This is a genomic window from Exiguobacterium sp. s35 (assembly GCF_018617535.1).
In the GTDB taxonomy this organism is placed as follows: domain Bacteria; phylum Bacillota; class Bacilli; order Exiguobacteriales; family Exiguobacteriaceae; genus Exiguobacterium; species Exiguobacterium aestuarii.
This window is the reverse complement of the sequence record NZ_JACSKI010000001.1, coordinates 646,682-661,154: the sequence shown is the minus strand read 5'-3', so window position 1 is coordinate 661,154 and position 14,473 is coordinate 646,682. Positions and strand designations below refer to the sequence as shown.

16 protein-coding genes are annotated in these 14,473 nt (G+C 45.0%); 3 read left to right on the top strand and 13 right to left on the bottom strand.

What is annotated here, in order from left to right:
* Positions 1–13: 13 nt before the first annotated feature.
* Positions 14–538, bottom strand: a complete 525-nt coding sequence (locus KNO75_RS03420; RefSeq protein WP_214788362.1) for a type 1 glutamine amidotransferase domain-containing protein — start codon at positions 536–538, stop codon at positions 14–16.
* 172 nt (positions 539–710) lie between these two features.
* Between KNO75_RS03420 and KNO75_RS03415 the strand changes: the two genes are divergently transcribed.
* Positions 711–1,505: a thymidylate synthase gene (locus KNO75_RS03415; RefSeq protein WP_214795310.1), complete on the top strand. Its 795-nt coding sequence runs from the start codon at positions 711–713 to the stop codon at positions 1,503–1,505.
* The gene (locus KNO75_RS03410; RefSeq protein WP_214819779.1) at positions 1,502–1,990 is read left to right on the top strand and encodes a dihydrofolate reductase; all 489 of its coding nucleotides are present in this window, start codon (positions 1,502–1,504) and stop codon (positions 1,988–1,990) included. Before KNO75_RS03415 ends, KNO75_RS03410 begins: the two co-directional genes overlap by 4 nt.
* A 15-nt stretch (positions 1,991–2,005) precedes the next feature.
* Here the strand turns inward: KNO75_RS03410 and KNO75_RS03405 are convergent, their stop codons facing one another.
* The 6 genes from KNO75_RS03405 to KNO75_RS03380 form a co-directional block, all read right to left on the bottom strand.
* Complete coding sequence (locus KNO75_RS03405; protein ID WP_214817469.1) at positions 2,006–3,496, bottom strand: GGDEF domain-containing protein; 1,491 nt, start codon at positions 3,494–3,496, stop codon at positions 2,006–2,008.
* Between the two features lie 168 nt (positions 3,497–3,664).
* Positions 3,665–5,065: a class II fumarate hydratase gene (fumC, locus tag KNO75_RS03400; RefSeq protein ID WP_214819777.1), complete on the bottom strand. Its 1,401-nt coding sequence runs from the start codon at positions 5,063–5,065 to the stop codon at positions 3,665–3,667.
* A gap of 103 nt (positions 5,066–5,168) precedes the next feature.
* The gene (locus KNO75_RS03395; protein ID WP_214819775.1) at positions 5,169–5,561 is read right to left on the bottom strand and encodes a reverse transcriptase-like protein; all 393 of its coding nucleotides are present in this window, start codon (positions 5,559–5,561) and stop codon (positions 5,169–5,171) included.
* A complete protein-coding gene (locus KNO75_RS03390; protein WP_214819773.1) occupies positions 5,542–6,324 on the bottom strand; it encodes a 5'-3' exonuclease in 783 nt (260 codons plus the stop codon). The genes KNO75_RS03395 and KNO75_RS03390 overlap by 20 nt, the downstream gene beginning before the upstream one ends.
* On the bottom strand, positions 6,305–7,255 hold the full coding sequence (locus tag KNO75_RS03385) for a CobW family GTP-binding protein (protein ID WP_214819771.1): 951 nt from the start codon (positions 7,253–7,255) through the stop codon (positions 6,305–6,307). The genes KNO75_RS03390 and KNO75_RS03385 overlap by 20 nt, the downstream gene beginning before the upstream one ends.
* A gap of 15 nt (positions 7,256–7,270) precedes the next feature.
* The gene (locus KNO75_RS03380; RefSeq protein ID WP_214819769.1) at positions 7,271–8,449 is read right to left on the bottom strand and encodes an HD domain-containing protein; all 1,179 of its coding nucleotides are present in this window, start codon (positions 8,447–8,449) and stop codon (positions 7,271–7,273) included.
* Positions 8,450–8,604: 155 nt separating this feature from the next.
* On the opposite strand from KNO75_RS03380, the gene KNO75_RS03375 reads away from it, so the two are divergent.
* Positions 8,605–9,117 carry a hypothetical protein gene (locus KNO75_RS03375; protein WP_214788390.1) on the top strand — a complete coding sequence of 171 codons (513 nt, stop codon included), beginning with the start codon at positions 8,605–8,607 and terminating at the stop codon, positions 9,115–9,117.
* Positions 9,118–9,155: 38 nt separating this feature from the next.
* Here the strand turns inward: KNO75_RS03375 and hfq are convergent, their stop codons facing one another.
* From hfq to KNO75_RS03345, 6 genes are all read right to left on the bottom strand, one after another.
* Positions 9,156–9,404, bottom strand: a complete 249-nt coding sequence (gene hfq, locus KNO75_RS03370; protein WP_012726185.1) for an RNA chaperone Hfq — start codon at positions 9,402–9,404, stop codon at positions 9,156–9,158.
* 27 nt (positions 9,405–9,431) lie between these two features.
* On the bottom strand, positions 9,432–10,364 hold the full coding sequence (gene miaA / locus KNO75_RS03365; protein ID WP_483298006.1) for a tRNA (adenosine(37)-N6)-dimethylallyltransferase MiaA: 933 nt from the start codon (positions 10,362–10,364) through the stop codon (positions 9,432–9,434).
* Between the two features lie 518 nt (positions 10,365–10,882).
* Positions 10,883–11,122 carry a hypothetical protein gene (locus tag KNO75_RS15010; RefSeq protein ID WP_251126031.1) on the bottom strand — a complete coding sequence of 80 codons (240 nt, stop codon included), beginning with the start codon at positions 11,120–11,122 and terminating at the stop codon, positions 10,883–10,885.
* 130 nt (positions 11,123–11,252) lie between these two features.
* Positions 11,253–11,843 (bottom strand): AmiS/UreI family transporter, encoded by a 591-nt coding sequence (locus KNO75_RS03355; protein WP_214819766.1) that lies wholly within the window; start codon positions 11,841–11,843, stop codon positions 11,253–11,255.
* Between the two features lie 111 nt (positions 11,844–11,954).
* On the bottom strand, positions 11,955–12,815 hold the full coding sequence (locus tag KNO75_RS03350; protein WP_214819764.1) for a PPK2 family polyphosphate kinase: 861 nt from the start codon (positions 12,813–12,815) through the stop codon (positions 11,955–11,957).
* A gap of 101 nt (positions 12,816–12,916) precedes the next feature.
* Complete coding sequence (locus KNO75_RS03345; protein ID WP_214819762.1) at positions 12,917–14,446, bottom strand: M4 family metallopeptidase; 1,530 nt, start codon at positions 14,444–14,446, stop codon at positions 12,917–12,919.
* Positions 14,447–14,473: the final 27 nt, after the last annotated feature.

Here is a 14,473-nt window from a genome sequence, read left to right as displayed (position 1 = left end):
CTTTATGAGTCAATTACTGTTTTGCGAATACGTCGATAAACGCACGCATGTAGTCTGGTAAATCAGGTGGTCGACGACTTGAGACGATATGTCCATCAACGACAACAGGTTCGTCATGCCAGATTGCACCTGCGTTCTCCATGTCGTCTTTGATTCCTGGTGTACTCGTAACGTTCACACCATCCAAAATATTTGCTGAAATCAAGACCCATCCGGCGTGACAAATTTGACCGATTGGTCGCTTTTGTTCATCCATATAACGAACGAACCCTTTTACCGAATCAAAACGGCGCAACAAGTCAGGTGACCAGCCGCCCGGTACGAGAATCGCATCGAATGATGTGATATCCACATCATCAAATGATACGTCCGACTTCGCTGGCACACCATATTTACCGATATACGCATGGTCGGCCTTCTCTCCGGCTAAAATCACGTGCGCCCCTTCTTCACGAAGACGGTGTACGGGATACCAAAGTTCTAAATCCTCGAAGTCATCACTGACAAGTTGAAGGACTTTCTTTCCTTGTAGTTTCATCAAACCCCTCCTTCTATTCATTCCCCATTATACCCGAAACCGAGTGTGGCGAAAACGAAGAATCTCGATTGTTTTTTCAGGATATGGATTTAATCCGCTCCTAGATACTATATCTTGTGTTATGTTATGATACCTTTAGTCATTGGAGATTGAGAAGGAGGTTCATCACCTTATGAAGCAATATCACGATTTATGTCGACATATCCTCGAAAACGGGGTAGTGAAAGAAGACCGTACCGGCACAGGAACGACAAGCGTTTTCGGCTATCAAATGCGATTTAATTTACAAGAGGGGTTCCCCCTCATCACGACGAAAAAGTTACATACTCGTTCGATCATTCACGAACTTCTTTGGTTTATCTCGGGAGAAACCAACATTCGTTATCTACAAGAGAACGGTGTCCGCATTTGGAACGAATGGGCAGATGAAGACGGGAACCTTGGGCCAGTATATGGTTCACAGTGGCGTTCTTTCCCGCGCCCGGATGGTACGTCCGTCGATCAGTTGGCGCAAGTGATTGAACAAATCAAGACAAACCCTGACTCGAGACGGTTGATTGTCTCGGCATGGAATCCTGGACAACTCGATGAGATGGCCCTACCGCCGTGTCATTTACTCTTCCAATTTTACGTCGCTGACGGGAAACTCTCTTGTCAGTTATACCAACGGAGTGCCGACACGTTTTTAGGCGTTCCGTTCAATATTGCATCATATGCGCTGTTGACGCATATGGTCGCTCATGTAACGGGACTCGAAGTTGGTGATTTCGTGCATACACTCGGAGATGCTCATATCTATCACAATCACCTCGAACAAGTGGAGCTTCAACTGTCGCGTGACCCGCGTCCATTACCACAACTCAAAATTGTTCGAGACGTTCCTTCCATCGAATCATTCCGTTTTGAGGATTTTGAAATTCTCGGATATGACCCGCATCCACATATCAAAGGGGAAGTGAGCGTATGATTTCGCATGTCGTCGCATATGGACTCAATCGGGAGATTGGTAAAGACAATGATTTGTTATGGCGATTGCCGGATGATTTGAAGCACTTCAAGACCGTCACCTCTGGCGGAACGGTCGTGATGGGAAGAAAAACGTTCGAATCAATCGGAAAGGCATTGCCGAACCGACGGAATATCGTCGTGACGTCTGATACTTCGTTTGAAGCAGATCAAATCGAAGTATGGCATGATTTAGAACGTCTCGTCGAAGAAAGTCAACACGAGGAGTGGTTTGTCATCGGCGGCGCCACGTTGTATGACCAAACGATGTCGGTGACGAGCCGAATCTATGCCACTGAAGTCGAATCGACGTTCGAGGCTGATACGTTTTATCCTGAACGAATCGGTTCATGGACGATCACGCATCAATCGAATCACCCACAAGACGACAAGCATGCCTATGCCTTTTCGTTCATACAATACGACAAAGCAGACATCGATGAATAGTCGATGCCTGCTTTTTTAGTCAGGTAGTTTTTCTAACCACTGCTCAATTTTCTGCGTAATGACCTCATCTTGATCATCGTCTGAATAGTCATCATAAATCGCTTCAAGCTCGGAGGCAGTTCGCTTCGACACCGCGAGGATGTGACTATACTTACCACGCTGTTCTTTTACGGCAGAAAGTGTTCCTCTCGCTTCATGGGCACGGGTATCGTCTAAGACGAACATCTCGATGTTGTCGTTACAAGAATATGCTTCATAAGGACGGTACACGACTTCATACCGTCGATGTTCTTTTGGTAATCGGTTCGCGAGCGATGTGAATGTATTCTCGGACATGGTCACATAAGCAATCCGCTTTTCCTCGCGAACAGCTGATGAATAGCGGACGACACGATTTCGGCCATCACGTTTTGCTTTATATAACGCCTCATCTGCATATGCACACCACTCACCAAGCGTATAACCGGTCTGACAAACTCGAGTGTATCCGATTGATACCGTGACGTGATGATCGTATGGGAATTCCATCTCTTCAATCCGTGCACGGACACGCTCTAACACTGATTCGACGATTGCTCGGTCTGATACGTTCAAGAGGATTAAAAATTCTTCTCCTCCATAACGGATGAGTTCATCACTCGAACGAATCGCGTGTCGAATTTCTTCGGATACACGATGAAGAACGTCATCTCCGTAAGAATGACCGAACGTGTCGTTCAATTGTTTGAAGTGGTCGATATCGAGGAGAGCGACGGCAAAGCTCTCGCCTGAACGTTCTAATCTCGAGATGAAGCGAGAGAACGTTGCCTTTAAATATTTACGGTTGAACGCTCCGGTCAGTTCATCAACAAGCAATGCTTTTGAAACTAAACGAGACTTTTCGATATGTAGCCCAAGTCGGACTAATCGCTCCTCCATCGGTACCCACGATTCCCAATAATCATCGAATCCATAGGAATAGGCAGCGAGTCGATAATGCTCATTCGTTCCGATGACGATGAGCGGAACATATAATTTTCTCATCTTGCTCACAAACGATTGGATATCTCGCTCTTTAAACTGTGGCCATAGTTCGACGTCCATGATGATCGCCTTCGGAACGTCCTCATAGTCATACTCGACTGCTTCTTCGAGTGTTTGCAAGAAGACGGGACGTGCCCCGAGCTTCTCTACACGCGACTTATAGCGACTGAATGTCGAAAAGCTTGCAGATAAAATGAGAACGAGGTCCTCTTCTTCTTGTTCGATTCCTAGAACCGTGTGAATGTAACGTTTCACAGGAGAGATTAAAGTCATCGCCTCTGCTTGTGTGAGGACGTTAGGCAACTCCTTCGCATCAGACTCGACACGACTAAAGATTTCTAGAAGATGCATCAAACGTCGTTGTCGTACTTCCTTCTTCATCCAATCAAGTAGAAACTCGATATCTGTTTTAGGAATTTGCCTAGACTCTGATATTTTTTTCAAAATCATATGTATACGCTCAGTGAGTTGACCTTGCTCCATATCCGTCCCCCCTATGTTCGTACTCCCCGAATTCTCTTATGTTTCGATTATGCGACTTATTAAGTTAAAATACAACTATTTCCTTATTTATTTTCTATTGTTTTACATATACATAGGTCTTATGCCCTAAAAAAGACATACAAAAAGCGGTCTTACGACCGCCTTCTGTTATTTTTTCACTTTTAAATTCGGTGACGTCATCTCTTCCGGGCGAATCCATTGATCGAATTGTTCTTCTGTCAATAAACCGGTTTCCAACGCCGCTTCTTTTAGAGAAGTACCATTTTTGTGTGCCAATTTGGCAATTTTCGCTGCATTCTCATATCCAATATGCGGGTTGAGCGCAGTGACGAGCATGAGCGACTGCTCAACGTTACGAGAAATCACGTCTTGATTCGGCTCGATGCCGATCGCACAATGGTCGTTGAATGAATGCAAGCTGTCAGTCAATAGACGACATGTTTGCAAGAAGTTATACATGATGACCGGTTTAAAGACGTTCAACTCAAAGTTTCCTTGGCTCGCCCCGAAACCAATCGTCGCATCATTACCGAGTACTTGTGCGGCAACCATTGTGAGTGCCTCACTTTGTGTCGGATTGACTTTACCTGGCATGATCGAACTTCCTGGCTCATTTTCAGGAATCGTGATTTCACCGATTCCCGCACGTGGACCCGATGCCAACCAACGCACGTCGTTCGCAATCTTCATTGCATCCATCGCTAACGCTTTTAAAGCACCATGTGTAAAGACGAGTTGATCGTGACTTGTGAGAGCGTGGAACTTATTCACGGCCGTCACGAATGGCTTACCTGTTTCTTCAGAAATCTTCTTCGCCACGACATCCCCGAAATCTGGATGGGCGTTGATTCCCGTTCCGACAGCTGTTCCACCGAGAGCAAGCTCAGTCAGTGGTTCAATCGTCCGTTCGATCATTTGTTTTGAGAGTTCAAGCATACGTACCCAACCACTGATCTCCTGTCCGAGCGTAACGGGTGTCGCATCTTGAAGGTGTGTCCGTCCAATCTTAACGATGTCCATATATGCTTCTGCTTTTTGCGAAAGTGTTTGGTAAAGAGAATCGATTGCCGGCAATACGTCATCTTGTACCGAAAGGATGGCAGCAATGTGCATCGCTGTCGGATACGTATCATTTGAACTCTGCGATTTGTTGACGTCATCATTTGGATGAATCGTGATCGATTGATTGCGTGCATTCAATTTTTCATTAGCGATATGCGCAATCACCTCGTTTACGTTCATGTTTGATTGAGTACCAGATCCCGTTTGCCAGACGACGAGTGGAAATTCGGCGTCATGCTTTCCTGCTAGAATCTCATCCGCTACTTCCGCGATGATTTCAGCTTTCTCTTCTTCGAGTACCCCGAGCTCAGCATTGGCAAGAGCAGCACCTTTTTTCAAAATGGCAAAGGCATATACAATCTCAAGCGGCATCTTCTCTGCACCAATCTTAAAGTTTTCAAGACTACGCTGTGTTTGAGCTCCCCATTTCGCTGTAGCTGGAACTTTAATTTCCCCCATTGTATCCCGTTCGATACGATAATCCATGCTAAATTCCCCCTCTATAGTTGACTACGCTTTCATTTTAGCGAAAAACCATCTAAAAAGAAATGACTCAATCCAAAAAGCGACCAAGAATGATCTTAGTCGCTTACTTTGTTCCATTCAACGCCTCACGCGCAATCACATCCGCACGATTTTCCGCGCGCGGAATCCATTTCAAAAAGACGTTTGGTAAATCATCATACGCAATCAATGCCTTCAGAAAGAGCGGTTTCGCCGATGCATCTTTCATGAAACGTTGCTCCAATGCACGAACAATCACTTCAGCATCAGAGTAGAGCATAAATGACGTCTCCCCTTGTATCTTATGCGCCTGTTCAAGCGCATAGGCACAAGCCGCTAACTCCGCATGGACAGTCGATAGACCTTGCATTTGGTGCTTATACGTCGAGACCGTACCGTCTGATGACTTGATCCAAACACCAATCCCGTTCTCACCAGATGTCTGGTTTGTTGCTGCGTCAAAATAAATGTGAACCAAATCGATACGCCTCCCAGTCCGTATTAATCGGAGCATGGATATCAATCTGTGACAGACGTTTAGATAAGAGTGCAATCTCTTCATGTCCGTCCAATTTTTTTGCAAATTTCTGATGTGGTGCCTCTAGCGTTTCATTCTGCACATGCAAGTACAGTGTTTCAACTGTATCGTAATGTTGAATCAGGATTGTCGCCGTCTTCGGACCGATGCCGCGGACGCCAGGGATATTATCCGAAGAATCACCTTGCAACGCTTTCACGTCGACAAACTGATACGGTTTCACGCCATACATCGATTCAAACAAACTTTCATTGACGAGTTGCTCCTCACCTTTTTTCGGCATGATTTGGAACACGTTCGGTGACAACAATTGCAACAAGTCACGGTCAGAGGAATAGAGATACGCTTCTCCAGGAAACGCCGTCGCAACGGCTCCCATCAAGTCGTCTGCCTCATACCCGGTCAACTCTGACTGTAAAATTCCTCGTTCGTCTAATGCTGCTCTTAATTTGACATAATCTTCAAAGAGCGGTTCCGGCAGTCCGTTGCGCGTCGCTTTATATTCAGGATATAACGCGTAACGATGAGTAGACTCTCTTGTCCCGTCCCAAAAGAAGGCGATATGTGAAAAGTCTGTCGTCCAAGCATCAACTTTTCGAAGTAATCCTTTCACCGTCACGTCCGGGTCGAGTGCCCGTCGACGCTCGGTCGCAAAATAATAGCGTGATAATAAGTTAAATCCGTCAACTAGAATAAGTTTCATCCTGCTCCACCTCGCATGCTTTTAATCCTCGTGCCAACGCTTCGGCATCTAATTCCTTCCCAATCCAGACGAACACCGAACGGTCTCCTTCATGTAACTCATTCGCAAACGTCGCGCCCATGAGCTGATTCGTTGCTTGAATGACGAATTTTCGATTCTCGTCTTTTAGTCGGACGATGGCTTTCATCCGATAAATCGAATCCTCATAATGCATCAGTACCTCACGCACGTACCTTGTCACACGCTCACGCGAGAGCGGACGATCTGCATTCAAGGTGATGGCTCGAAGTGATGAGACGGATGCAGTCGCTTCTGTCAGTCGACTCAATTGTTCTTCATCGACTCGTGAAAGTTGGAATGTATTTTCAAGTAGTTCGTAGTCGCCTTCCGTTTGAATCGTTTCCACGATACGGACGGTCGGATTGATTTGAGTAATCCGTTCACCGGCATCATGCAATTGTTCTACCGAGACCAAATCCGTCTTGTTCAATAAAATTAAATCTGCATAAGCAATTTGATGGATGCCTTCCTTGAACAGTTCACGGTCCATTTGGCTGGCATCGACGACAGTCAAGATGGCATTCATCTTAAAATGTTGACGTAAGTACTCATCATAATAGATTGTCTGGATGATCGGTGCCGGATCGGCAACACCAGTCGTTTCGATGATGATGCGATCGAAGGTTTCCTGTTTTGCAATAAGTTGATAAAACGTCTTACTCAAATCATTTTGAATCGAACAACAAATGCATCCATTCGAAAGTTCGATTTGTTCTTGATCCATTTTTACAATCAACTGTTCATCAATATTGACCGCCCCAAGTTCGTTGACAATCAAACAAATCTTTTCATCCGTCGCAGCGAGTAGACGATTCATATACGTCGTCTTTCCTGCTCCTAAAAATCCGGTCACTAATTGTACGGGAATCATAATACCACCCTTTTCTTACAAATCTTCGTGTGCGCGAGCCCATTTCTCATAGCGCGCGTCTAGTAAGTCGATCAAATGAAGCATCCACGCTTCTGTCGTCATCGGTAAAACACTCGAGCCCCATTCACGTTTCCCGTGATGCGATAAGATCATATGCCAAACCCGATGATGCACATCAATCGGCAAGCGAACGGATGTACGGCGCAGCGTTTCCTCGAATAACAGGCCACCATACGGCATATGCCCAATCAATGTTCCGATCGGGTTGATGGAGATGCCAGTCGTCTCACTTGTCCCTTCGACAGGCGATAATTTCTCAAAACGGTTCGGACTCGACAAGAGGTGGCTGTATTCATATATTTTTCCGATGTCATGGAAGAGGATCCCTAGTGCAAGCTCATCCCAATTTAACGGTTCTTTTCGTTCTGCTATTGCTTCACAGGCCGCATACAATGATTCGAACGTCCCTTTATAAGCTTGTTCGATTTTAACACCGTTCATCGTATTCCAAAGGTCAACTTTATGCAACTGCTCGGCTTCTTTAATCACACGGAATACCATCGCCAAATAGTCGTCCTGTTCCTGAATCCGATATCCGAGACGTAACATGCAAACGGTATGCTTCAGCAATCCTCCAGCGTAATTATGATGATGGTAAAGTGCAGCTGGTGATAGTACGAAATCATCCCAAACGAAATCAAGGAGGCCATAGGCGATCTGTTGATAGGTCGGTGACAACGTATCGATTATGCTGAACAATTCATCTGCAAACTGTTCCATCGTCTCATCACCCGGTAATCCCGGAAGTAAAGAAATCGCTTCATCTTTTGAAATCGGATGAACTCGATCAATCGTGATTGATTTTGCACCGTCCGGTTTTGGATAGACATCGATTTTCCCAGACAATTCGATGACGCCTGATTCATAGATCGGGAGTAGCTCACTTTCATTTCCACGGAGCCAATGCTTCGCACGCATCATTCCGTTCGCCGTCGTGACAGTTAATTGAAGCCACTTCGCTCCATTTTTTCCTTCTCTGACTTCGACCGTACTGACGAGTGCTTTCGTCTGGACGGGAGCTCCATCTGCTAGCTGATCTAATCGCTCTTTCGATTTTTCGACTTTCGGTATTTGAAATCTTTCATGGTTCGTTGATGAACCGATGACCGGATCAATTTGTTGATAATAGTTCATGAACATTCCCTCCTCGCATCTTCTGACATTGTATCGTGTTTCCGTTCATTAGGCGAACATACTTTCTAGTAGGGTCCCGATTTCACATTCATTATATTGAAAGCGCTTACGATTATTGGTACGATAAAGGTAGTTCTACAAAGGGGGAAACGATAATGATTTCATTAATCGACACGTATGAACGTTTCATCGCCTCAGGGGAAGCGACACGTTATGCAAAAGAGCAACAATCCATCGAACATATTTTACAAGCATCTAGTTGTCCGGTAGAGATCAAGGACTTAGAACAGTCCCTCACTCATCTTTCCGGTAATCCATATGCAAAAGATGAGTCACTCGACAAAATCGTCGAGCACGAGATGAAAGGGGCAATGGCCGCACTCGAACTGTCCGGTTATCCGCTTCAGACTCCACTTGCGAAGGCAGTCATCTTATCCTCTTTCGCCCGTACGAATCGTCTTAACATTGATAAATTAAAAGAATTGAGCCATGCTGACTTACTTGTCCGGATTCAATCGTCAGAGCGCGCATGGAAGCGAACATATACGCTGTTACACCGTTCGACGCCGACACAAATTTGTGGACAAATGGATTCACTCCTCGGTGGGTGTGCCATCCAGCGCGTTTTAGAGGCAATCAAACAACCTGGAACGACAAAAACAGCATAAGAAAAGGAGCGGTCCCCGTGCCGCTCCTTTTCTTATGCTTATCCTTCTGTTACTTCGACTGCGTCTGGTTCATACAACGTCACGTTACGTGCCGGTGAAAATGTCGAAATCGCATGCTTATAAATCAATTGTTGACGACCTTCCGATTCGACGATGACGGTAAAGTTATCAAACGATTTGATGACACCTCGAATTTGAAACCCGCTCACTAAAAAGACGGTCGTTGGTACCATTTCTTTTCGGAGTTGATTCAAAAAATGATCTTGAATGTTGTAACTTGCTTTCATGCTGGATTCCCCCTAGTCTTTATCTCTTTAAAATAATCGGAATTTTCGAAAAAACCCCTCTACATCATCATAAATATTTTTATATGATAGTTCAAATGATTTTCGCCCCATATCGACCCAAATTCCATCAAATTGATGCCGGAACCACGTCAACTGTCTCTTTGCGAACTGTCTTGTATGTTGTTTCAGTAAGTCTGTCGCCCGATCTTTCGAGATGTCGCCCTCTACATATGGAATGATTTCTTTATATCCAATGGCCCGCATCGCTTGCGTATCTCGATATCCTTCAGCAATCAAACGTTCTACTTCTTCGACAAGCCCAGCTTCCATCATCGCGTCGACTCGTTGATTGATGCGGTCATATAAAAGTTCACGGTCTGCGTGTAGGACGAACAGTCGGTAATCATAATGTTCTGAAGGAGCACTGTCTGTTGTCTGCGTATCTCCTTGCATCGCTACTTCGAGCGCTCGGACAACGCGACGGACGTTATTTGGATGAATTGTCGCTGCACGTTCTGGATCGAGTTTTGCCAATCTTTGATGAAGCGCTTCACGTCCCTCCACTTCTGCCATTCGTTCAAGTTCAGCACGCAGCTCCTCATCAACAGGTCGTTCCACAAATTCATAATCATATAAAATCGAACGAATGTATAAACCTGTCCCCCCGACAATAATGGGCAGCTTGCCACGGGCATAAATATCATCGATGGCAGCACGCGCCAACTGTTGAAATGCCGCGACACTCATTGCATCATCCGGGTCGCAAATATCAATTAAATGATGCGGGATTCCTTCGGCTTCCTCTTTTGTTACTTTTGCCGAACCGATGTCCATGCCGCGGTACACTTGAACGGAATCACCCGAGACGATCTCGCCGTCGAACGCTTTTGCCAGTTCGATGCCCGTCTTCGTTTTCCCAACCGCGGTTGGTCCGACGATGACGACGACAGGTGTTTTTATCATACATCTCACTCCTCAATTAAAAACCCGTCTCCTTACGAGACGGGTCATCAAATTCTTCTTTTTATTCTATCATCAAATACGACGGCAAACAGCATCCAACCACATAAAAGTAATCCGAGTAATAACACAAGTCCATCACTCATCTGCTTTCGCCTCCTTTAGCTTCCTCATTCCCACTTTTCACATTTTAGACACAAATTAGATGCGAAAAAAGCACACTCATGAAGAGTGCACCAACCAAGAAAACATATGTATAGAAGAAACAACTAATCAGTCCTTACCTTCTGAACCAATCCCAAAAATGAGCACCTTGAGCGACAATCAAATAGTCGAGCCAACGTGTATAATTCATAGGAAGTTTCTCCATGTCATCTTCGTAAGTCAAAAATTCACCGACCCAAATGTGGTTTTCATGTTCGTTGACAATTTCGCACACAATCCATTCCCCATCCATACCGGTACCTATGGGAATGAAACGATCAGGACACTCCCATACATCACGATATTCGATGATTTCATCTACAGAAAGGAGTTGGATTCCCCCCATATGCCGGGTGGACAAATAGTCGTGCGCCATTATGCATTTTCAAAAAGTGCATCATGTCCTCAGGTGTTCTTATTGGTAATCGTTTGATTTCAAGTTCTGTCGCAGGCTGATTGAAGAAAAATAATAAAGTCTCAATCTCTCCCTCTTCCCTCTGTACTTCTAATCGATTGTCTACAAGTCGACTTTTCAATGCTTGCAAGGCTTCCAATCCATACCCCTCTTTCTGCGTAACATTTTCTCTTTAAAATAGTATATAACAAACTATTTCACGCTATACAAAAAGGTCATCTGATGTGATAAAACTTCACCAGATGACCTTCTATGATTTTTTTATAGTATTAAGCCACTTCCACTGCCTGTTTCGTTCGTTTGACCGAAACGATGAAGTAGAGTATTGCTGTCCCACTCGCTGCCCACCAGATGATGTCGTATAATCCGTTCATGAGTCCGGCCATCCCAATCATCGCAGGAACGATCAGAGTCAACCACGACAATACGAGAGCGACACGTGCCGTGATGGCTTCGTTCGGTTTGCCAAGACCCATCCCGAAAAAGAAGAGTCCCCATAAAAGTGACCAGAAAAACCATGTCAACGCTCCCATTGGATCGGCTGCTGCAATCGCTATTACCCCATAAAATGCGGCTGCGATGGAAACGAATAATGAGAACCAGCCGACGCCACGTCCGTCTAAGTTCAAAATAAACGTCACACCAACGTATAAATAAGTGAACGCGAACAGATAGATGCTTGCAAGACCGAACTGTTCTTCAGGACTTGCCCCAATCAGTAACCATGTTGCGATAAACGTTTGCAAGATTCCAGTGAACAAACTGAAAAAACCAGCACTCTTCATGTCAACCTTCCCGAGAAGGACGAGACTATTTAAAAATAGCGCGACGCCACCAAATAATAAACTTACGTTACCCACACTCATTACCCCTTTTGTACAGATGTCTGACCTCTATTCTACTGTATCACTTTAGCTTGAATTCGCTTTCAGTGCAAGGGGATTTTTGATTGTTCACGAGAACGTCATCCGTTATTCATTTTCAAGCATCTGTATCGCCTCATCGATGCGTTCTAGCTCCTCTTCTGAAAACGTCGGATATTGTGGATCAATTCGTTCGAGGACATCGATCATAACGGAAGAAATGATGTAACGACTGTACCACTCATCATCGGCCGGTAAGATATACCATGGAGAAACGTCTGTTGATGTGTGCGTGATCATCTCTTCGAATATCTTTTGATAATCATCCCAATATTGACGCTCTTCCACATCGCTAAATGAGAATTCCCAATTTTTTTTAGGATCTTTCAATCGTTCAAGCAAACGATCGCGCTGTTTTTCCTTCGAAACGTTGAAGAAGAACTTGATGACTTCAAACCCGTTCTCTTTTAAATACAATTCGTAATCGTTAATTTGGCGATATCGCATCTCCCACACTTTATCTTGATCAACCTCATCCGGAAGTACCTCGTCCCCTAATAAGTCATGAACTCGAGGCGCAATCACTTCTTCATAATGCGAACGATTCAAGATTCCGACTTGACCGCGCTCTGGCAATAAATCGTGCATTCGCCATAGGTAGTCATGTTTTTTCTCCGTATCAGACGGTTTCTGAAATGCATTCGTCTTTAATCCTTGTGCATTCAGGTTTGAAAAAATATAGCTGATTGCCTCGTCTTTTCCCCCTGCATCAAGTGCTTGCAAGACGACGACGATACCGGTCTTGCTCTCGGCATATAGTCTCCAATGCAGTTCTTTCAACCGTTCCACACTATTCGGAATCAGTTCATCGGTCAATTCCGAATCATCAGGTCGATCGTCAACACGGGTAGAATAATCCGTTAATTGAACTTGAGTGCTCGCTGCGGCCATATATTTTTTTAGATTCATCTTGGTTCTCCTTTTCGCTTAGCATTCCAATTTGATTTACCCCAAATCGACACAAAAAATCCTTTCCGAAACAATTCGGAAAGGATTTCTTAAATTGATTCTTAGTAGATTCCGACAGCATCAAATGATTTCGCAGCCGATACCGCTTGTGGGCTTGTCGCACCGTAAAGATCTTTCGCCGATTGAACGACAGCTTGACGGAGGCTTGAGAAGTTTGATGTTGGCGTCAAGTATACATTGAGCGCACGGTAGTAGATGTCACCCATCTCCATGACTCCTACACCTTGCACAGATACGCCGTAATGCGATCCACCGTTACCTAAGAGGTATGCCGCTTTGTTCACGATACCTGAGTTGATGTGAACTCCACCATTGTCTTGTGTTCCTGTGTAACGTTTCGAGTAGTGATCTGGATCTCCATATGCAGCCGGGTTCGACATTGAACGAAGTCCGTCTCCTGCCACTCCTGGAGTGTAGATGTCTTCCCCTACCAACCAGTCGAAGTTAGTTCCGACACTGTATTCCGCAACTGTACCTAAGATATCAGACACCGCTTCGTTGATGGCACCCGACTCGTTTTGATAGATCAATCCTGCCGTATACTCTGTGACCGCGTGTGTCAATTCGTGCGCGACAACATCAAGTGCGCCAGAGAGGTATGTGAACGTCTGACCATCTCCGTCACCATATACCATCTTGCTTCCGTCCCAGAATGCGTTGTTGTAGCTACGGCTATAGTGAACCGTCGAGTTAAGGGCCGCACCAGCGTTATCGTAACTGTTTCGTCCATATGTGTTCTTATAGAAATCATACGTCTTCGTCGCGTTGACGTGTGCCGAAACTGCTGCACGGTCATACGTCGTATTCAAGACGTTATCGACGTCAGCCCATAGCGAACCTGGAAGGCGTGTACGGTTTGCTGCATCATACGTATAAATCCCTTTCCCACGTGTCGAATCCTGTAAATAGTAGTATGAACCACTCTTTGTCGTTTTGAACGTCTGACTGTATCCAAGAACATCGATCCCTGTTCCTGTATATGTAGTTCCTGTCACACCGTTCGTCGGTTTAGCGTGTGCCAATTGATCGAATTTGTTGAGAACTTCTCCAGTACCCGCATCGATGAAGTATGTCCAACGTGACGGTTCTTCCGCATCTAGAATGGTTCCGGTCACTTGATACGCGTATACAGATTTTTCACCTGTTGGATAAACGACCAATTCTGCTTCCGGTTCAAGCTCGTAAGCGCCTTTATGTCCGACAAGCTCTTTATAGCTTGCGATGGCTTTCTTCTCGCTCAATTTGATTGACTTATGTAGATTCTTCACCGATTTCGCATCGTCTACGACTGTCTTCAATTGTCCATCTTCGTCCACCACACCGACAACAACACCACCGAATACTGGTACTCCGTCGACCGTCTGTTGTAATTTGACGACTTTACCGAGTTTGTCTGACTTCGATTCGATCGTTTTGAACTCACCTTTTGATTTCACGTACTCTTTGACGATTGTCGTCGGAGCACTTTCAGAAGGTTTCGTCAACGTACCTGACTTCAATTCTGCCGCCCCGACCAATTGTGGTACGAGTAAGACACCTGCGATTAATGATGTAGATACAACTTTTTTCATGTGTTTGCCTCCTTTGTGATGATTCTT